Source organism: Thiolinea disciformis DSM 14473 (assembly GCF_000371925.1).
Classification (GTDB): Bacteria; Pseudomonadota; Gammaproteobacteria; order Thiotrichales; family Thiotrichaceae; genus Thiolinea; species Thiolinea disciformis.
This window is the reverse complement of record NZ_AQVE01000021.1, coordinates 14011-33077: the sequence shown is the minus strand read 5'-3', so window position 1 is coordinate 33077 and position 19067 is coordinate 14011. Positions and strand designations below refer to the sequence as shown.

Here is a 19067-nt window from a genome sequence, read left to right as displayed (position 1 = left end):
AGTCCTTGCAGTTTATCTTATGGCTGTGATTGTGCCCATTGCACCAATAAGTTGCGCTCATCCTCGCTCATCTGAGTCAAATTCCCTAAGGGCATCACCTTAGTACTGACCTGCGTAACAATCAAAGCCGCTTTAGCCTTCAGCTCAGCCTCTGTGTCAAACATCACCCCTTTCGGTGCAGTAGCAAATAAAGTGCTAGTGGGTTTCGCGGCGTGGCAGTTCACACAGTGCTTATCGACGATCGGTTTAATCTGCGCATAAGTCAGTGGGGCGTTATCACTTAATGCCAGTTTGATTTGCGGATAACTCGCCAGTAGCGCTACACCTACAAATAAAACCAACGATACGATGAGCATCCATGCTGCTTGGAGATTGCCTTGCTTTTCACGCACATTAAAGTAATGGCGCACAAGAATACCAACTGCAAACAAGCCAATTAAAATCAACCAATTATAAGCACTTCCGAAAGTAGCGGGATAGTGATTACTGATCATGCAGAACAGTACGGGCAAGGTAAGATAATTATTATGCAGTGAACGCGCACCTGCATCCGCCGCAAGCTGCTTATCCTGTTCACGACCTTCCAGGGTCGCTTTCACCAATTGACGTTGCGCTGGCATAATCACAAAAAACACATTGCCCGTCATCCAAGTTGCTAGCATGGCGCCTACATGTAGAAACGCGCCACGCCCACTAAATACCTGTGTGAGTGCAATGGAAACCACTAGCACAAACAAGGTAGTGATGATTAAACCAGCTTTGGGATTGTCGCGCGCAAATCGACTCGTCCAGAGAAAGTGATAAACCAGCCAAGCGCCCGCTAAGGTAAATAAGCTGATCAGAATTGCTTGCCAAGGTTTTAATGCCAGAACAGCAGGATCAATTAAATAAGCTTCAGCGCCAAAATAATAAACAATAACAAGCAGTGTAAATCCACTAATCCACGTCCAATACGACTCCCACTTGAACCAATGTAAAGGTTCAGGCAACTTTCCGGGCTCAATATTGCGCTTTTCGACGTTAAAAAAACCACCGGCGTGTAAGGCCCACAGCTGCCCTGCAATTTTAGGATCATCAGCAGTGAGAAGGTGATTGAGTAACCAGTTAAAATAGAAAGAGGCACCAATCCAAGCAATGCCAGTAATGATATGAATCCAACGGAAAGCTAAACTGAGCCATTCAATTATTATAGTTTCCACAGCATACCCCGCTCTACGAGAGACCCTCCCCACAGTTGAGGAGGGTTAAAAGCGTCCTTACTTAGGCAATTTGCCTTCCACGCCTTTTACATAAAAATCCATTTTGGCTAGGGCTTCATCGTCCATATTCTTACCGGCTGGCACTTTCTCCGCGCCATCTTGATCCAACACTGGGCCAGCAAACGGATGTAATTTTCCTTCGGCAATATCTTTAGTCGCTTGTTCCACTTTGGCTTTCAGATCCGCAGGAACATCATCGCTAATCTTAGCGAGGCTCACCATACCTTCTTTAATGCCACCCCAGACATTACCCGGCTTCCAATTACCGTCTAAGACTTTTTGTACTTCATCGGTATAAAATTTTTCCCAATGATGGGTAACAGCCGTCAATTGTGCTTTAGCGCCGTATTTAGACATATCTGAGTTGTAAGCAACCGCGTATTTACCTTTTTCCTCTGCCGCTGCAACCACCGCTGTCGAGTCAGTATGATGGGTAATAACATCCGCTCCCTGATCCATTAGTGCTACTGCTGCTTCACGTTCACGACCCGGATCAAACCATGAATTGACCCACACGACTTTCATTTTGATGTTAGGATTAACTGCTAAAGCACCGCGTGTATAAGCATTAATCCCTTGAATCACTTCCGGAATCGGAAACGCTGCCACATCGCCTAATATATTTGTCTTGGTCATGCCACCGGCAATCATACCCGCCAAATAACGGCCTTCGTAGAAACGTGCATTATAAATCCCAACATTATCCGCTGTTTTATAGCCTGTCGCATGATTAAACGCCACATCCGGAAAAGCTTTCGCCACTTTCAAGGTTGGATTCATGAAACCAAAGGAAGTCGCAAATACCATCTTACTCCCATCGGCGGCTAGCTCGCGAATCACGCGTTCTGCTTCCGCGCCTTCAGGCACACCATCAACAAACTTGACCTTAATTTTATCGCCAAACTTTTCTTCCAGCGCTTTACGGCCTAAGTCATGCTGATAAGTCCAACCCGCATCTCCCACTGGACTCACATAGACAAAGCCCACTTTTACAGGATCGGCGGCTTGGGCGGTACTGGCCATACCCACCAGCAAAGCAGCGCCCAACAGACCTTTTATGGCTGCGATTAATTTGTTTTGCTTCATTCAACATGCTCCTCAATAAAAAATCTGAAATGCTTAATGGCCTTGCTTATGAAACGGCTGCCCCAATGAAGCCGGTGCGTTTAGACGAATCAAACCTGCATCACGCGAGATCACCACTAAGACGAGAATGGTTGCCAGATACGGCAACATAGACAAAAACTGTGCAGGAATTTCAATGCCAATACCCTGCACATGAAATTGGGCAATAGTCACCCCGCCAAATAATAAGGCACCTATTAACACCCGAGCGGGTCGCCAAGTCGCAAACACCACCAACGCTAGCGCAATCCAGCCACGCCCGGCAATCATTCCTTCAGCCCACAATGGCGTATAAGCAGTCGACAAATAAGCCCCGGCTAAACCGGCCATGGCACCACCAAATAACACCGCTAAATAGCGAACTTTGATTACCGAAGCGCCCAAGGCATGGGCTGAACTCGGTGATTCGCCAATAGCGCGTAAGACTAAACCTGCACGACTACGGTATAAAAACCAAGAAATGGCTAGAAAAACCAACACTGCAAAATAAACAAAACCATTATAGGAAAACAAAAGCTTTCCCAATACTGGAATGTCACTTAATATAGGAATAGTCATGGCTTTCGCCCCATCTAAAGCCACACTGGTATATTTTAAACCCAAAAAAGCGCTTAAACCTGTGCCGAACAAAGTGAGTGCCAAGCCAGTTGCTACTTGATTAGCCATTAAGGTCAAGGTGATAAAAGCGAAAATCAAAGACATCAAAGCACCTGCCAAAGCACCTGCCAGCGCCGCTAGGCTTAATTGTTGGGTTTCAACCGCAACCGCAAAAGCAACAATAGCGCCCACCGCCATCATGCCTTCAACCCCCAAATTTAATACGCCTGACTTTTCAACTACCAGCTCCCCTAAGGCTGCTAAAATCAAGGGTACACTGGCCGCAACGGTTGCCACCAAAATCAATACGATAGCGTCTAGACCCATAATATTAACTCCAACGCAGCCGGTAATTAATCAAGACATCGGTGGCTAATAAAAAGAATAAGAGCAAACCTTGGAACACACTACTCACAGAGGAAGGTAACGACAACTGCATCTGTCCAGCCTCCCCGCCTAGATACAATAAGGCCATTAACAAACTTGCTAGAAAAATGCCAATGGGATTTAAGCGCCCTACGAAGGCTACAATGATCGCGGAAAAACCATAGCCGGGTGAAACCGGAATGAGTAATTGTCCAATCGGCCCTGCAATCTCACTCGTACCCGCCAACCCCGCTGCTGTGCCACCTGTTAATAAGCCAATCCATATCATGCGCTTCTGATTAAAACCCGCATAAGCCGCTGCCCGTGGCGCTAAACCTGTGACATTCATTTTGAAAGCCATTAAGCTCCAGCGGAAAAAAACATAAGCGACGACTAATGCCACTAGCGTTATCAACACACCAGCATGAGTACGCGTGCCAGCTAATAAAATCGGGAGCATAGCCGCATCACTAAAGACCAATGACTGCGGAAAACCATAGCCGTCAGGATCACGCCAGGGGCCATGAATTAACCAACTTAGCAACAAATTCGCTACATACACCAACATTAGACTGACAAGGATTTCATTGGCATTAAAGCGCGTGCGTAACCATGCGGGAATCGCTGCCCAGAGCATACCGCCCAAAGCACCGGCAATAAACATGAGTGGCAAGACCCACCACGCTGCTGTTTCGTGTAAGGCTAACGCAACGCCCCCAGCAGCAATCGCCCCGACAATAAGTTGCCCTTCCGCTCCAATATTCCAAATGTTAGCGCGAAAACCTACCGAAAGCCCCAAAGCAATGAGAGCTAAAGGAGAGGCTTTAATGAGCAACTCACCAAAGCCATACCAATTATCAATAGGCTTAATAAAAAAGGCGTGAAAAGCTGCGGCAGGCGATTTTCCGAGCGCGGTAAATAATAAAACACCCACAAATAAGGTTAGGCTAATAGCAATCACTGGCGAGAGGTAGGCCATGACCTTAGAGGGTTGGAGGCGTGGCTCAAGATGTAAACTCATACAGCTTGCTCCTGCTTGGCAAAGCCTGCACCACCCATTAATAAGCCAATCGCTTCACGATTAGTTTCATTCACCGGCTGAGCCTCAGAAAGCTGGCCTTGATAAATCACGGCAATGCGATCGCAAATTTCAAATAACTCATCCAATTCTTCAGAAACCACTAAAATCGCAATCCCTTGGGCGCGCAAATCTAATAAGGCTTGGCGAATAAAAACGGCTGCCCCTACATCAACACCCCAGGTAGGTTGCGCTACTAAGAGGACTTCTGGATGGAGCATTAATTCGCGCCCAACGATAAACTTCTGCACATTGCCCCCCGAAAGACTACGCGCCTCGCTGTATGGGCTATTGCATTTTACGCGGAATTTTTCGATACAAGTGGCCGCAAATTGGTGGATAGTGTGGTAATTAATAAAGCGCTTAGGACTCAAACCTGAATCATAACCGGTCAGTAAAGCATTTAAGCTCAAGGACATCGCCGGTACAGCTCCACGCCCTAGACGCTCTTCAGGAACAAAACGTAAGCCCTGTTGGCGACGCTGATCCGCTGCCAGACCTAGTACTGACTTTCCTTTAAGCAGAATATCGCCCCTGACTTGCTTGGCGGATTTATCTAAATATTCACCACTTAGTGCGGTCATTAACTCTTGTTGACCATTGCCTGATACGCCAGCAATACCCACGATCTCACCACTGCGCACTTGTAAATTAATGGCCTGCAAAGGCGTACCAAACGGGTCATCAGCACGACGACTAAGCTGTTTGACTTCGAGTCTGATATCACCCGTGTTTTGCAGTTCGCGCTTTTCAAAACTCGGCAAACGACTACCAATCATCATTTCAGCCAGTTCGCGCGCGCTTTTCTCACGCGGATCCGTTGAACCTATGACCTGCCCCGCTCTTAAAACCGTGGCTTTATGGCATAGCTCGCGAATTTCATCCAGTTTGTGACTAACATAAAGAATGCTACAGCCCTCATCGGAAAGACGGCGTAAGGTTTCAAATAACTTACGAACCGCTTGAGGCGTTAATACCGATGTCGGCTCATCCATAATCAGGAGTTTCGGCGCTTGTAATAAACAGCGCACAATTTCAACACGTTGGCGCTCACCGACTGACAAACTATGCACTAAACGCGCTGGCTCTAAAGTCAGACCATAACGTTCCGAAATTTCACGAATACGCTGACTTAAATCCTGACTATCAGTATTTTTTTCTAAGGCTAAAGCGATATTTTGAGTGACCGTCAGGGTTTCGAATAAGGAAAAGTGCTGAAACACCATGCCGATACCGAGTTGGCGCGCTTGGGCAGGATTTTGTATCTTGAGAGGTGCTCCATTCCAGAGCATCTCACCAGCATCAGGCTTGACTACCCCGTAGATAATCTTCATTAAGGTGCTTTTACCTGCACCATTTTCACCCAACACCGCATGAATTTCACCAGCCTGCACGACCAAATCAATCGCTTGATTGGCGACTACCGAGGGGTAATGCTTTGTAATACCACGTAATTCCAAACGAGCGGTTGGATTCATGTTCAGCCTTGATGATCTGGGGACTATTAATGCTGACTGCGTATTTGCAGCAATTGTGCCACTACCGACACCGCAATGGCAGCAGGCTGCTTATGACGAATCCCTGAGATGCCCACCGGACAAACTAAGCGCTGCAATTGTATAGCACTCAAACCGCGTTCTCTTAAACGGTGTTTGAACTTTGCAGCTTTGCTAGCGGATCCAATCAAGCCCAAAAAGGCAAACTCATCACGCGCTAAAACATGGTCACATAAGTCCAAATCCAGCGCATGGTCATGCGTCATAATGAGAAAATAACAGTCTGCTGGTAAATCAGCAACATAGGCTGGCGGGCTTGGGTGAAAAATAGTTTTAATAGCGGGCTTAGAAATAGCTGGAAATTGTTCCGGACGATTGTCAATCCACGTGATGGAGCAGGGTAAACTGGCTAATAAACTCACCACAGCCTGGCCCACATGCCCTGCCCCAAACACCGCAATATGCCAGTCAATTGGCTTCACTAGCTCCGGTAAGCAAAGCGGTTGCCAATCCGTTAAAACAGGCAATGTAAGCCGCTCAAAATGCAAAGTCACCACACCACCACAACACTGCTGGCAATCAGCCCCTAAGGCATAAGAGGTTTGGAAATATTGAGGGGCATCCGTTTGGTTTAAGGTAGCGCGGGCACGTTGAATGGCTTGGTATTCTAATTGACCACCGCCAATCGTATCAAAAATAGCCTGTGTTGTGACTAACATTCGCGCACCCACTTCACGTGGTGCCGAACCCTTGACGCTTAAAACGGTGACAAGAATAGCTTGGTTAGCCGAGTGTTGCTGTAACGCTGTTTGCCAATCAAACATGGATTAGCCTCCCTTAGTGAGGCTAGCAGCGTATCAGTGTGGCACGATTTTGGAAAATACATTAATGACAATCACACCGGCAATAATTAAACCCATGCCAATGATGGCTGGCATATCCACCTTTTCATTGAAAAAAAATACACTGGTAAGGGTAATTAATACAATGCCAACACCTGACCAAATCGCATAAGTAACACCCAGTGGAATGGTACGTAATGCCATAGTCATAAAATAAAAAGTCAGCGCATAGCTAACACACATGATCACTGACGGCCACAACTTAGTTAGGCCACCAGAAGCTTTTAGCGCGTTCGCTGCAATCACTTCAGCGATAATCGCCAAACCTAAATACACATACTCCATTCTTTTTATGCCTTAATATAGAAGAAACGGCTGGCGAATAGCTTGCCATGCTTGCTCGTCAGGCAACGTGATACGCTCTAAATCAGCCGCTGTAGCGTGCGGATCATCCACCCACTCACGCAACAAGGGGCTTCCATTGATCACATCGATAGGCAGCTTTCCAAATTCATACTCATAGGGAAACTCACGCCACAATGCATAGTCTGGATATAGCTGACGTATTGCTTTAAATGCTAAAGCTTGTACACGCCAAGGTTTAAAAATGTCATGCTGGTAAAAGGGCGCCTCCGCATGAAGTTGTACGCCTGAGCATAGCTTAGCCTGATGTTTATGAAAGGTTGGTTCAAACCAACATTCTCTTAAAGTACATCCCTCCAACCACTGCGGCGCAAGTTGCTGCATCGTTTTAATCACAACGCGCGCTTGAATATCAGGTGCACCAAAGACTTCCAAAGGACGTGTCGTTCCGCGCCCTTCAGAGAGCGTAGTGCCCTCCAACATCACGGTGCCGGCATAGCAGCGCGCCATTGCTACATTCGGAGCGTTAGGGCTTGGATTCACCCAAATACGCTCCCCCAGCGGCCAACCAAAGCCTGGTGCTGCTGTGGGCTGCCAACCTTGCATACTAATAACGCGATAATCAAGTTCCAATGCTAAATCATGGATAAACCACTGACCTAATTCCCCCAAGGTCATGCCATGGCGCATGGGCATTTCACCCGCTCCGACAAAGCTTTCCCAGCCTGCGCGTAAACTTAAACCCTCAATAGGTCGACCAATAGGATTGGGGCGATCTAAAACCCACACCGCTTTGTGGTTTTGTGCTGCGGCTTCTAGTACATAACGTAAGGTGGTAATGAAGGTATAAATACGGCAACCGAGATCTTGTAAATCGACTAACAAGACATCAAAACTATCCAGCATGGCCGCCGTAGGACGACGTACTTCGCCATATAAACTGAAAACGGGAATACCATATTGCTCATCGACGAAATCGGGCGACTCAACCATATTGTCTTGTTTATCGCCTTTAATACCATGTTGTGGGCCGAAAGCAGCGCTTAGCTTAATATCCGGCAAAGCAGAAATCGCATCTAAAGCATGATGTAGATCGTGCGTTAGCGAGGCAGGATGCGCTAATAAGGCGACACGCTTGCCCTTCAGTGATGCGCGTAAGCTTGCATCTTGTAAAAAACGATCAAGGCCAAAATTCATGTTGTTATTCCAAGCCACGTACAAATCATGCTTCCCATGCTGTGGTGCATTCAAAAGGTGCACATTGTAACCTGAGAAACGTTAAGGCGAAACCTAGCTAAAAGATAGGCCATCTTATGGTTTGCTAAGATAATAACCAAGCCATCTGACTAGAAAGTTAATTCTTAAGGTATTTTTAGCACCACCGCTCATCAGCCAATAACTATAACTTATTACCTTTAGCGCGAACTCCGTGCCAAACCTCACAAAACCAGCACTCAGGCGAACTCGTTTTGCTTAGGATCAGGCCATAGATGATAAAAACGTGAGTGTATGACATGCAGCCTGTAACCCCTTTTCACCTACTCTGGTTAAGTCTTTTATCAATGGCAGTACAGGCTGAGACTTGGCAAGATCAAGGCGAACTCAATTCCAATGATGGGAAAAACACGCCAAGCACTGCACTAGACGCACCACTACAACAGTATCGCCAACTTACCCTCGATGAAGGTGCATTTCGCGAAATCTTAGCTAACTTGTCTCCGGCACAAGTCGCAGCACGCGGTGTTGATACACAGCGAAGTATTGAACTACCCCTACCGGATGGCAGTTTTACGACAGTCACCTTAGAAGCGACAGAAACCTTAGCCCCTGACATTGCCGCATTTTATCCTGATATTCAAACGTGGAAAGTGACCGGTAGTGATGGCAAGGTAGTCAATGGCGTTTTGGATTTTACAGCGTTAGGCTTTCATGCCATGTTGGAAATGGCCAATGGTGATACCGTATTTATTGACCCACAGAATCAAAGTGGTGAACGCATTTATACCAGCTTTAGCAAGCGTGACAATGCGGTGATGTTTCGAGATGATTGGAGTTGTGATGCCCACAATCCCCTCGCGCATCAATTAGCTGCTAGAAGTGCCTTAACAGCACGCTTATTACCCACACAACCTGTAACACACTTACACACTTATCGCCTAGCAGTTGCCGCTACCGGCGAATATACAGCCAAAAATGGTGGTAGTGCTGAGACAGCCTTCCAAGCAATAGTCACTACCATTAACCGTGTGAACCAGATCTATCAACGTGATTTAGCGATTCGCCTTCAACTGGTATCTAACACGAATCTGATTTATATCAATCCAGATGAAGACCCTTTTGATAACACCAGTTTGAGCCTGCTGATGAAACAGAATCAGACCAACACCGATACGGTTATTGGTGCTGCAAACTATGATATTGGGCATGTATTTAGCACAGTTAGCGGGGGTCGCTCTTATGTTGGCTCAGTCTGTAGCGACGGCACAAAAGCACAAGGCGCATCGGGTTTAGCCAATCCTAACGGCCAGACTTTTGATATTAGTTATGTTGCACACGAATTAGCGCATCAATTTGGTGCACTACACACCTTCAATAGCAAGACGGCAAGCTGTGGCGGAAGCAATCATCAAGCCGATCACGCGTTTGAACCCGGTAGTGGTAGTACCATTATGGCTTATGCAGGTGTCTGTGGCAGCGACAATCTTCAAACTGAAGCCGATCCAATGTTCCATAGTGCCTCGATTACTGATATTCGGAATTATGCTCATTTCGGCTTTGGAGCAAGCTGTGCAACAGTCACCAGTCTTAACAACCAAGCACCCATGGTGAATGCTGGCAAAGCCTATGCCATTCCTGCAAATACACCGTTTTCTTTGCAAGGCTCTGCTACGGATGCGGATGGCGATGCACTGACTTATAGCTGGGAGCAAATCGATACGGGCGATGCCTCCAAAGCTGAGGTAGACACGGGAAATAATGCCCTGATTCGCACTTACTTACCCAGCCACAGCGCACAACGCAGTATTCCAAGACTCCATGACCTAATGACAAATGCACGCGCTATGGGTGAAACCTTACCGAGCACTTCACGCAACTTAAATTTTCGCCTAAATGTACGCGATGGTAAAACGGTAGCACACAGTGATACACAATTGCAGGTGGTGGATACAGGTAGTACTTTTCGACTGACCGGCGCTAGCAAAACTTGGGTGCCCAGCAGTATAGAAACGCTTGAATGGGAAGTAGCGAATACTAACCAAGCCCCTATTTCTTGCAGTCAGGTTGATATTGCTCTCACCAGTGACCAAGGCAAAACGTTTACTACACTTGCCAAACAACAACCCAACAGTGGCTCAGCGACTGTCACCCTACCGAATAGCCTTGGGGCAAATAACTATGTGATGATCAAATGTAGCGACAATATTTTCTTCGCTCTATCTGCCAATTACCCAGCCGCTGCACGTACCGCGACGGGCAATACTAGCGCTGGATCAAGCTCCAGCAGCTCTGCCTCCACGAGTACCACTGCCAATACCAGTAGTGGTGGCGGTGGCTCGATGCCAGTAGGACTATTAATTGGAATGCTAGCTTTAGTAGTGATTCGGATTAAAATAGACTGATCTCGTTCAAACGCAAGTCATACTCATGCAGTGCAAAACACAATTACGCTTACTGGCCGAATATAATACTGGGATGAATCAACAGCTTTATCAAGTCGCTGCACAGTTGTCACCTGAAACCTTGGGCGCTGATAAGAAAGCTTTTTTCAAGTCAATTCTAGGTTCATACAACCATATTATGGTGGGTGATTTAATTTGGTTAAGACGTTTTACTAAACACCCGACTAGCTTTGATTTACTAACAGCCCTACACAGCTTTCCCACTCCGCAACGCTTAGACGAAATACTTTATGCGGATTTTGTAGAGCTTTGGCAAAAACGTACTCAGTTGGATCAAATTATTGAGCAGTGGACAAGTAGTTTAGACGAGGATAGTTTAGGGATAACCTTAGCCTATCACACAATGAAAGGCGCTCCCGCAAATCGTATCCTAGTGAGTTTATTAATGCATTTTTTTACACACCAAATTCATCATCGCGGACAAATAACCACCTTACTTGCTCAAGAAGGCTTAGATTTTGGCGAAACCGATTTATTGTTGATTATTCCCAATATAGAACCTTAAGATTCCACCCCTTTACGAATCATTTCCACAATCGCATCCGCAATCTCAATCGTGGAGCGTTTACCTTCTTTATACCAAATAAATACCCAATTCATTGCACCTAATAAGGTTAAACGCAATAACGAGCGATCCACATGCGGTGCTAAAGGTAAGGCAGCAATCAAATCTTTGAACACTTTTTCATAGGCATCACGCTCGGGTTTGATCAGTGACAATAACTCATTATGTGTAAAAGCTAAGCTGTGTCCGGTTAAACGATCCACGGGTGTACCTGAAAACATTTGATTGACGTGCATTTCACAGGCACTACGCAAACTTTCCCATGGATCAGTATGTTTGCTAATCGCAGCTTGTACTTTTGCCATAACCGCGCGAAAACCCTCCTTGTGTACCGCAATGAATAACTCTTCTTTAGAGGTGAAATGGTGATACACCGAGCCAGGGAGTAAACCAGCTTTACTCGCAATTTCACGCATAGAAGTACGGTTATAGCCCTGTTCGGAAAACAACTCAGCAGCAGCATTTAGGATAATTTGGCGACGCTCTAAAGGTACATCCTCACCCAGCTCTGTATAGAGGCCAGCTTGGCTTAATTGGTGCGTGACTAAACCCCGTTCTAATAGCCTGCGCTCATTCTCCTTTAAAGCATCCAGACCCTCCTCATGCTTAGCCGTTAACGCTTGTAAACGTTTGACAGCAGTCTCTAGACCATGTTTTTTCCAAATATAGCGCACACCTGAAGCCGAAATTTTCAAGCCAGATTGTTGTAGACGTTCCGCTACGGCTGCTTGTCCAAGCATGGGATTATCGTGAGCCAATTGCACAATAGCTTGTTCGATTTTGGGGTCGTGAGTGTTAGTTGATTTAGATAAGTGGGTCATACACACAAGGCTTAAGTCGGTTTGCGCCATTTTAGCCGATGACAAAGACTACAACAAATTTTAACTAATTAATTGAACAAACGATTGACAAGTTAGTTAGTAATTCTTTATTGTAGCGATAACAATTAGGAGGAGACACATATGGAAAATATGTGGAAGGAGGCTAAATGGATGCCCAGATAGCCTTATTGCTCAGTCAAGACGGTATTACCAATGGCGCTATCTATGCACTCTTGGCTCTAGCCTTAGTGATGGTATTTGCGGTCACTCGCATTATCTTTATTCCGCAAGGTGAGTTTGTATCCTACGGCGCTTTGACCATGGCGATGTTCCAAACTGGCCTTGTCCCTAGCACGATTTGGTTATTAGTGATACTCGGTATCGTTGTCGTACTACTAGATAGTCTTGCGCTAATCAAAACTAAACAAAACCAAAAACTTTTCAAACTCCTAGGCATTAACCTAGCCTATCCCTTAGTACTCGCAGGACTCTTATACCTATTGCCCGTGAAAGACATGGGTATGTTGCTACAAACTTTATTCACCCTAGCGATCTTGGTTCCCATGGGCCCCATGCTCTATCGCCTTGCTTTTCAACCTGTGGCTTCCGCCTCTGTGCTCACCTTATTGATTATCTCGGTTGCAGTACATGTGATGATGGTAGGTTTAGGCTTAATCTTTTTCGGAGCAGAAGGCCTGCGAACCGAAGCATTTAGCGATGCTCGTTTCGAATGGGGCATGTTAAGCGTGAATGGACAAACCCTTTGGGTCATTGCCTCCTTCTTTAGCCTGATTACGGCGCTCTATTTATTCTTCGAACGCACTATTTACGGCAAAGCCTTACGTGCCACAGCCTTAAATCGTGTTGGCGCAAGATTAATGGGTATTCCACCCGCGCTATCCGGCAAATTAACCTTTTTCCTTGCGGCACTGATTGGTGCACTGTCTGGCATTTTAATCGCGCCTATCACCACTATTTACTATGACACTGGCTTTATTATCGGATTAAAAGGCTTTGTAGCTGCGATTATTGGTGGTCTAGTAAGTTATCCCCTAGCCGCTGGCGGAGCCATTTTAGTAGGTTTAATCGAAGCTTTTTCCTCGTTCTGGGCATCGGAATACAAAGAAATTATTGTCTTTACCCTGATTATTCCGGTGTTGCTATGGCGCTCGTTAAGAAGTCACAGCATGGAGGATGAGGAATGAAACCCTTACTCAGCAGCCGCATGGTATTGGGTGTATTCATCGTATTGATCGCTGCCACCCCCTTGGTGATGTCACCATTTTATATCACCTTGCTGAACTATATTGGCTTAGCGGCTCTCGTCGCTTTAGGGCTAGTGCTATTAACGGGTATTGGCAATCTTACTAGCTTTGGGCAAGCTGCTTTCGTCGGTGTTGGCGCTTATAGCACGGCCTTTGTAACTACTTCATCGAGCTTCGCATGGTTAGGCAACTCACCGTGGGCAGGCTTCATTATTGGCCTACTCATTACTTCGGCGGTGGCACTGATTCTAGGGGCTATTACGCTCAAACTTTCTGGTCATTTCTTGCCGCTTGGTACGATTGCATGGGGCATTAGCCTCTACTACCTATTCGGCACAGCTGAGGCCTTGGGTGGCCACACAGGCATGACCGGCATTCCACCCATTTTAGTATTGGGTTGGGTCTTAGATCAAGGTTATGAAATTTACTACCTAATCTGGGCCTTCTTACTCGCCGCCATCATTAATACCAAAAACTTACTCGATTCCCGTGAAGGCCGTGCGATTCGTGCTTTAAAAGGGGGGCGCATCATGGCGGAGGCCATGGGTGTTAATACACTGTATTCCCGCATGGCGATTTTCTTATTCGCCGCCCTACATGCTAGCACTTCGGGTTGGCTTTATGCGCACATGCAGCGCTTTGTGAACCCCACGCCTTTCAATATTCACAACGGCATTGAATACCTATTCATGGCGGTGATTGGCGGCGCCAGTAGTGTATGGGGTGCCATTGTTGGCTCTAGTTTGATTACCATTTTAAAACAATGGCTACAAGATTTGCTGCCCAAACTGTTCGGTCAAAATGGCAATTTCGAAGTAATTCTGTTTGGCCTCATTATGATTATCGTCTTGCAACGCGCCCAGAATGGTCTTTGGCCTTTGCTTGCCAAACTGCTGCCGGTCCAACACGAACTCAAAACCATTAACCCTCATGCAGAGCCTCTAGCGCAGCGCACTTTACCTACACATGGCGAAGTGATTCTGGAAGCTAAAAATGTTACGCGTAAATTCGGTGGTTTAATCGCCAATAACAATATGAATCTCACTGTCCATGCGGGTGAAATTCTAGCGCTGATTGGCCCTAATGGTGCGGGCAAAAGTACTCTATTCAATCAATTATCCGGTGTGGATACACCAAGCTCTGGCGAAGTATTGTTCTTAGGTAAACCGATTGGTGGCCTGCAGTCCCGCACGGTAGCGGCAATGGGAATGAGCCGTACTTTCCAGCATGTGAAATTACTCCCCACCATGACGGTATTAGAAAACGTGGCCATTGGAGCACATCAACGTGGCCATAAAGGGGTTTTCAGTGCGGCATGGCGTTTGGAGCGTGCCGAGGAAGAGCGTTTACTAGCCGAAGCAGCGCGCCAAATCGAGCGCGTTGGTTTAAAAGAGCTGATGCACGTGGAAGCCGGTAGTCTCGCCTTAGGCCAACAACGTATTTTAGAAATTGCCCGTGCTTTATGCTCTGACCCTTGTTTATTACTGCTAGATGAGCCTGCGGCGGGTTTACGTCATCTTGAAAAACAAGCTCTCGCTGACTTATTACGCAGGCTCAAAGCCCAAGGCATGGCAATTTTATTAGTCGAACACGATATGGATTTCGTGATGGGTCTCGTGGATTACGTGGTGGTTATGGAATTCGGGCAAAAGATCGCCGAAGGCTTGCCAGAAGCAGTGCAACAGAATCAAGCAGTCTTAGAAGCATATTTAGGTGGAGTAGAATAATGAGTGCCACACCTCTCCTACAAGTTAAAGATCTAAGCGTTTCCTACGGCAAAATCGAGGCCTTGACTAAAGCTAATTTAAGCGTCAATCAAGGGCAAATCGTTACCGTGATCGGTCCGAATGGGGCGGGCAAAACCACTCTACTTTCCGCCATTATGGGCTTATTACCCAGTCAAGGCGAAGTCACTTTCGATGGCACGATTGAAAAAGTGCCCGAAGTTGAGCGGATGGTGTCGCGTAGCCTAAGCCTTGTTCCAGAAAAACGTGAATTATTCAGCGATATGAGCGTGAGTGACAATTTAGTGTTGGGCGCGTTTCAACGTTATCGCAACGGACAACGGGACTACAAAGACACGCTCGAAGAAATCTATAGCCTATTTCCACGCCTCAAGGAACGCCAACACCAATTAGCTGGAACCCTATCGGGTGGCGAACGCCAAATGTTAGCCGTTGGGCGTGCACTCATGGGTAAACCCAAATTACTCATGCTGGATGAGCCTAGCCTTGGCCTTGCTCCACTGATTGTACGTGAGATTTTCCGCATTATTACCGAGCTTAAAAAACGTGGCGTGTCCATTTTATTAATTGAGCAAAATGCACGCGCTGCCCTGCAAGTAGCTGATTATGCCTATGTCTTGGAAACCGGACAGGTAGTGATGGAGGGTGTCGCTCATGAGCTAAGCGATTCACCACAAATCATTGAAACCTATTTGGGCTTAGGTGGTAAACATCAAGCTATCTTGACCACCTAAGTCTTAACCGTTTGCTGTGTTATTTATCTGGAGGAGAACCTATGAAATTCAATAAATTAGCTTTCACTTGTGCCACCGCCTTATTACTGAATAGTTGTTTTGCCTTAGCCGAAATCAAAGTAGGTGTGTCTTTATCGACTACCGGCCCCGGTGCTGCTTTAGGTATTCCTGAGAAAAATGCGATTGCCATGCTACCCACCAAAATTGGCGATGAAACAGTCACTTATATCGTACTAGACGATGCGACTGACCCTTCTGCGGCGACTAAAAATGCGCGCAAATTAGTGGATGAAGATAAGGTCGATGTAATTATTGGTTCCTCCGTGACACCCACCACGATTGCGATTGCTGAAGTCGCGAATGAAACCAAAACCCCGAATATTGCTGTAGCGCCCGCCAATTTGCCGCCAGAAAAAAACGCGTGGGTATTTCGAACACCCCAGCACAATAATATTATGGCGAGCGCTTTAGTCGATCACATGAAGGCTAATAATGTGAAGACCTTAGGTTTCATAGGCTTCGCAGATGCTTATGGCGAAGACTGGCTAAGCGCACTGAAAAAACCTTTGGAAGCAGCGGGCATTAAATTAGATCCGATTGAACGTTATGCGCGTACTGATACCTCAGTGACTGGCCAAGTATTAAAACTAACCTCTGCAAAGCCTGATGCTATCTTAGTCGTGGGTTCAGGTAGTCCGGCAGGCTTACCACAAACTAGTTTGGTAGAACGCGGTTATAAAGGTCAAATCTATCAAACCCATGCTGCAGCAAGCCCTGCCTTTTTTAAAGTAGCCGGTAAAGCGGCTGAAGGCGTCATTATGCCGATTGGCCCTGTGGTAGTAGTCGATCAAATTGCCGCAGATCATCCTTCCAAAGCAGAAGGTGAAAAGCTCGTGAAAGCATACAATGCTAAATATGGTGATGCGAGTTTCACTTCTTTTGCAGGCCACGCACACGATGCTTTTAAACTCTTAGAAGCCGCCACTCCCATTGCTTTAAAAACTGCCAAACCCGGCACTCCAGAATTTCGTCAAGCCTTGCGTGATGCCTTAGAGGCTAGCAAAGAAGTGGTTGGAGTGCATGGGGTTTATAACATGACTCCAGACGATCACTTTGGCTTAGATCAACGTGGCCGCGTCTTAGTCAAGGTAGTGGATGGCAAATACCAATTAATTAAGTAATCCACCCTATTCTGAGTGTGAAAGGCAACTTTTACACTCTGACACGCTAGGCTACAAGAGAAAAAGGAGGAGAGAAGGATGACTGCCGTGAATAATGTATTACATGCCACTCCTGAGGTAGTACGTGAAATCCACCCCGATGGTACTCAGTATTTGCGCTCGAAAATCAGCCTGGAAGATACTTATCCCTGCTGTGTGGGTGAGTGGTTGGAACACTGGGCGAAAGAAACACCCGAACACCTTTTTATTGCTGAGCGTGGTGAAGGGGGTGAATGGGAAAAGCTCAGTTATAGACAAGTACGCGAACAAGTCATGGCTATTGCCACTTGGCTTTTGGGACAAAACCTTTCGCCCGAACGCCCTGTTGTAATATTGTCCGACAATTCCGTTGAACATGCACTCATCATGTATGCAGCCATGCATATTGGTGTGCCATCTTGTGCTATTTCAGCAGGTTATTCGCTTCTCTCCAAAGATCACGAACGCCTCAAAACCAATATTCAACTGTTAAATCCGGGCGTAGTATTTGTCGATGTAGCAGAACGTTTCGTACCTGCTTTGCATGCCATTCGTCCTTTACACGATGGTGTTGTAATAGCCGGTAAACGCAGCCAAACTAGCGAAGGTAATATCCCTTTTTCTGAGCTTCTAAAACATAGCGATGAAACAAGGGTACTAGCCAAATTGAAGCAGATCACTCCTGACACCATTGCGAAATTTCTATTTACCTCAGGCTCTACAGGCACGAGTGGCACAGCAAAAGCCGTTATCAATACCCAACGTATGTTGTGCTCCAATCAAGCCAGCAAAAAGCTTATGTGGCCTTTTTTAAATAATACTAAACCTGTATTACTGGATTGGTTACCATGGAGCCACACCTTTGGCAGCAACCATAATCTCAATATGGCGCTTTACACGGGTGGGACTTTCTATATTGATGAAGGTAAACCGGTTCCCCATTTGCTCGATAAAACGATTAGCAATATTAAAGAAATATCGCCCACACTGTATTTCAGTGTGCCGCGTGCCTATGACATGCTAGTGCCACTCTTACGCGAAGATGAAGAGCTACGTCAGGCTTTCTTTAAAAATCTAAAAAGTATTTTCTACGCGGGTGCAGCGCTACCCGCACACTTGTGGTTAGCCTTGGAAGAATTAGCCACACAAAGTGGAAACCCTGAAGTCTTAATTGTCTCAGCTTGGGGCTCGACAGAAACAGCGCCTAATGCTGTCGACTGCCATTTCCGTGCCTCACGCCCCGGTGTCATTGGCATTCCTGTCCCTGGTACGACGTTGAAACTCATTCCAAACGCAGGCAAATTGGAAGTACGCGTCAAAGGCCCGAATGTATTCCCGGGATATTGGAAACACCCCGAACTCTCGGCAAAAGCGTTTGACGAGGAAGGGTTTTATAAAATCGGCGATGCCATGAAATATGTAGACGATGCCAAGCCGGAATTAGGTTTGCTGTTCGATGGTCGTGTGAGTGAGGATTTTAAATTATTGAGTGGTACTTGGGTTGCTGTGGGTTCTGTACGAATTAACGCTATCGATGCCCTAAAACCTGTCGCACAAGACATTGTTGTGACAGGGCATGAGCAAGATGAAGTTGGCTTTCTCATTTTTCCCAATATACCAGAATGTCGACGTTTGGCAGGTTTGAACGAGGAAGCCAGTATTGCTGCTGTCTTACAGCATCCTAAAGTACGCGAGCAGGTACAAAATGGCCTAGCTGCTTTGAAGCAACAAGGCGGTGGTACATCAAGCTATGCAACCCGTGCCATGCTCTTGGAAGAGTTACCAGCTGCTGAGGCAGGCGAAATTACGGATAAAGGTTATATCAATCAAAGCATGGTGTTAAAGCGGCGTGCTGATCAGGTCACACTACTTTATGCTCAAACACCTCACGCCAAAGTAATTTATTTGCCCTAGCGTTGACAAGAAAGGATT

General features: G+C 46.4%; 16 protein-coding genes. 7 read left to right on the top strand and 9 right to left on the bottom strand.

Annotation, left to right across the window (positions count from 1 at the left end; all coding sequences use genetic code 11):
• Nucleotides 1-17 precede the first annotated feature (17 nt).
• The 8 genes from A3IE_RS0114615 to A3IE_RS0114580 are packed head-to-tail and all read right to left on the bottom strand — an operon-like array spanning nucleotide 18 to nucleotide 8323.
• Nucleotides 18-1199, bottom strand: a complete 1182-nt coding sequence (locus A3IE_RS0114615; RefSeq protein ID WP_020396369.1) for a urate hydroxylase PuuD — start codon at nucleotides 1197-1199, stop codon at nucleotides 18-20.
• A gap of 57 nt (nucleotides 1200-1256) precedes the next feature.
• Nucleotides 1257-2345 carry a BMP family ABC transporter substrate-binding protein gene (locus A3IE_RS0114610; protein WP_020396368.1) on the bottom strand — a complete coding sequence of 363 codons (1089 nt, stop codon included), beginning with the start codon at nucleotides 2343-2345 and terminating at the stop codon, nucleotides 1257-1259.
• Between the two features lie 33 nt (nucleotides 2346-2378).
• On the bottom strand, nucleotides 2379-3308 hold the full coding sequence (locus A3IE_RS0114605; RefSeq protein ID WP_020396367.1) for an ABC transporter permease: 930 nt from the start codon (nucleotides 3306-3308) through the stop codon (nucleotides 2379-2381).
• A gap of 4 nt (nucleotides 3309-3312) precedes the next feature.
• On the bottom strand, nucleotides 3313-4368 hold the full coding sequence (locus tag A3IE_RS0114600) for an ABC transporter permease (protein WP_020396366.1): 1056 nt from the start codon (nucleotides 4366-4368) through the stop codon (nucleotides 3313-3315).
• Entirely contained in the window at nucleotides 4365-5903 is a 1539-nt protein-coding gene (locus A3IE_RS0114595; RefSeq protein ID WP_020396365.1) for an ABC transporter ATP-binding protein, read from the bottom strand. The genes A3IE_RS0114600 and A3IE_RS0114595 overlap by 4 nt, the downstream gene beginning before the upstream one ends.
• A 26-nt stretch (nucleotides 5904-5929) precedes the next feature.
• Complete coding sequence (gene xdhC / locus A3IE_RS20840; RefSeq protein WP_020396364.1) at nucleotides 5930-6745, bottom strand: xanthine dehydrogenase accessory protein XdhC; 816 nt, start codon at nucleotides 6743-6745, stop codon at nucleotides 5930-5932.
• A 33-nt stretch (nucleotides 6746-6778) separates the two neighbouring features.
• Entirely contained in the window at nucleotides 6779-7108 is a 330-nt protein-coding gene (locus tag A3IE_RS0114585) for an SMR family transporter (RefSeq protein WP_020396363.1), read from the bottom strand.
• Between the two features lie 12 nt (nucleotides 7109-7120).
• Nucleotides 7121-8323 (bottom strand): exo-beta-N-acetylmuramidase NamZ family protein, encoded by a 1203-nt coding sequence (locus tag A3IE_RS0114580; RefSeq protein WP_020396362.1) that lies wholly within the window; start codon nucleotides 8321-8323, stop codon nucleotides 7121-7123.
• 317 nt (nucleotides 8324-8640) lie between these two features.
• Between A3IE_RS0114580 and A3IE_RS0114575 the strand changes: the two genes are divergently transcribed.
• Together A3IE_RS0114575 and A3IE_RS0114570 are read left to right on the top strand one after the other, a co-directional pair.
• Nucleotides 8641-10746 carry a reprolysin-like metallopeptidase gene (locus tag A3IE_RS0114575; protein WP_020396361.1) on the top strand — a complete coding sequence of 702 codons (2106 nt, stop codon included), beginning with the start codon at nucleotides 8641-8643 and terminating at the stop codon, nucleotides 10744-10746.
• A 25-nt stretch (nucleotides 10747-10771) separates the two neighbouring features.
• Nucleotides 10772-11311: a DinB family protein gene (locus A3IE_RS0114570; RefSeq protein ID WP_020396360.1), complete on the top strand. Its 540-nt coding sequence runs from the start codon at nucleotides 10772-10774 to the stop codon at nucleotides 11309-11311.
• Here A3IE_RS0114570 and A3IE_RS0114565 read toward each other — a convergent pair.
• On the bottom strand, nucleotides 11308-12192 hold the full coding sequence (locus A3IE_RS0114565) for a TetR/AcrR family transcriptional regulator (RefSeq protein ID WP_020396359.1): 885 nt from the start codon (nucleotides 12190-12192) through the stop codon (nucleotides 11308-11310). The genes A3IE_RS0114570 and A3IE_RS0114565 overlap by 4 nt on opposite strands.
• Before the next feature lie 167 nt (nucleotides 12193-12359).
• Between A3IE_RS0114565 and A3IE_RS0114560 the strand changes: the two genes are divergently transcribed.
• The 5 genes from A3IE_RS0114560 to A3IE_RS0114540 all read left to right on the top strand — a co-directional run bounded on the left by A3IE_RS0114560 (nucleotide 12360) and on the right by A3IE_RS0114540 (nucleotide 19049).
• Nucleotides 12360-13397, top strand: a complete 1038-nt coding sequence (locus A3IE_RS0114560) for a branched-chain amino acid ABC transporter permease (protein WP_020396358.1) — start codon at nucleotides 12360-12362, stop codon at nucleotides 13395-13397.
• Nucleotides 13394-15184: a branched-chain amino acid ABC transporter ATP-binding protein/permease gene (locus tag A3IE_RS0114555; protein ID WP_020396357.1), complete on the top strand. Its 1791-nt coding sequence runs from the start codon at nucleotides 13394-13396 to the stop codon at nucleotides 15182-15184. Before A3IE_RS0114560 ends, A3IE_RS0114555 begins: the two co-directional genes overlap by 4 nt.
• The gene (locus A3IE_RS0114550; protein WP_020396356.1) at nucleotides 15184-15936 is read left to right on the top strand and encodes an ABC transporter ATP-binding protein; all 753 of its coding nucleotides are present in this window, start codon (nucleotides 15184-15186) and stop codon (nucleotides 15934-15936) included. Before A3IE_RS0114555 ends, A3IE_RS0114550 begins: the two co-directional genes overlap by 1 nt.
• A 41-nt stretch (nucleotides 15937-15977) precedes the next feature.
• Entirely contained in the window at nucleotides 15978-17117 is a 1140-nt protein-coding gene (locus A3IE_RS0114545; protein WP_020396355.1) for an ABC transporter substrate-binding protein, read from the top strand.
• Between the two features lie 78 nt (nucleotides 17118-17195).
• On the top strand, nucleotides 17196-19049 hold the full coding sequence (locus tag A3IE_RS0114540) for a feruloyl-CoA synthase (RefSeq protein ID WP_020396354.1): 1854 nt from the start codon (nucleotides 17196-17198) through the stop codon (nucleotides 19047-19049).
• Nucleotides 19050-19067 lie beyond the last annotated feature (18 nt).

Coding starts and splice junctions, on each gene's coding strand:
- A3IE_RS0114610 (WP_020396368.1), bottom strand. CDS start 2,345: ATGAAGCAAAACAAATTAATCGCAGCCATAAAAGGTCTGTTGGGCGCT.
- A3IE_RS0114605 (WP_020396367.1), bottom strand. CDS start 3,308: ATGGGTCTAGACGCTATCGTATTGATTTTGGTGGCAACCGTTGCGGCC.
- A3IE_RS0114600 (WP_020396366.1), bottom strand. CDS start 4,368: ATGAGTTTACATCTTGAGCCACGCCTCCAACCCTCTAAGGTCATGGCC.
- A3IE_RS0114595 (WP_020396365.1), bottom strand. CDS start 5,903: ATGAATCCAACCGCTCGTTTGGAATTACGTGGTATTACAAAGCATTAC.
- xdhC (WP_020396364.1), bottom strand. CDS start 6,745: ATGTTTGATTGGCAAACAGCGTTACAGCAACACTCGGCTAACCAAGCT.
- A3IE_RS0114585 (WP_020396363.1), bottom strand. CDS start 7,108: ATGGAGTATGTGTATTTAGGTTTGGCGATTATCGCTGAAGTGATTGCA.
- A3IE_RS0114580 (WP_020396362.1), bottom strand. CDS start 8,323: ATGAATTTTGGCCTTGATCGTTTTTTACAAGATGCAAGCTTACGCGCA.
- A3IE_RS0114575 (WP_020396361.1), top strand. CDS start 8,641: ATGCAGCCTGTAACCCCTTTTCACCTACTCTGGTTAAGTCTTTTATCA.
- A3IE_RS0114570 (WP_020396360.1), top strand. CDS start 10,772: ATGCAGTGCAAAACACAATTACGCTTACTGGCCGAATATAATACTGGG.
- A3IE_RS0114565 (WP_020396359.1), bottom strand. CDS start 12,192: ATGACCCACTTATCTAAATCAACTAACACTCACGACCCCAAAATCGAA.
- A3IE_RS0114560 (WP_020396358.1), top strand. CDS start 12,360: ATGGATGCCCAGATAGCCTTATTGCTCAGTCAAGACGGTATTACCAAT.
- A3IE_RS0114555 (WP_020396357.1), top strand. CDS start 13,394: ATGAAACCCTTACTCAGCAGCCGCATGGTATTGGGTGTATTCATCGTA.
- A3IE_RS0114550 (WP_020396356.1), top strand. CDS start 15,184: ATGAGTGCCACACCTCTCCTACAAGTTAAAGATCTAAGCGTTTCCTAC.
- A3IE_RS0114545 (WP_020396355.1), top strand. CDS start 15,978: ATGAAATTCAATAAATTAGCTTTCACTTGTGCCACCGCCTTATTACTG.
- A3IE_RS0114540 (WP_020396354.1), top strand. CDS start 17,196: ATGACTGCCGTGAATAATGTATTACATGCCACTCCTGAGGTAGTACGT.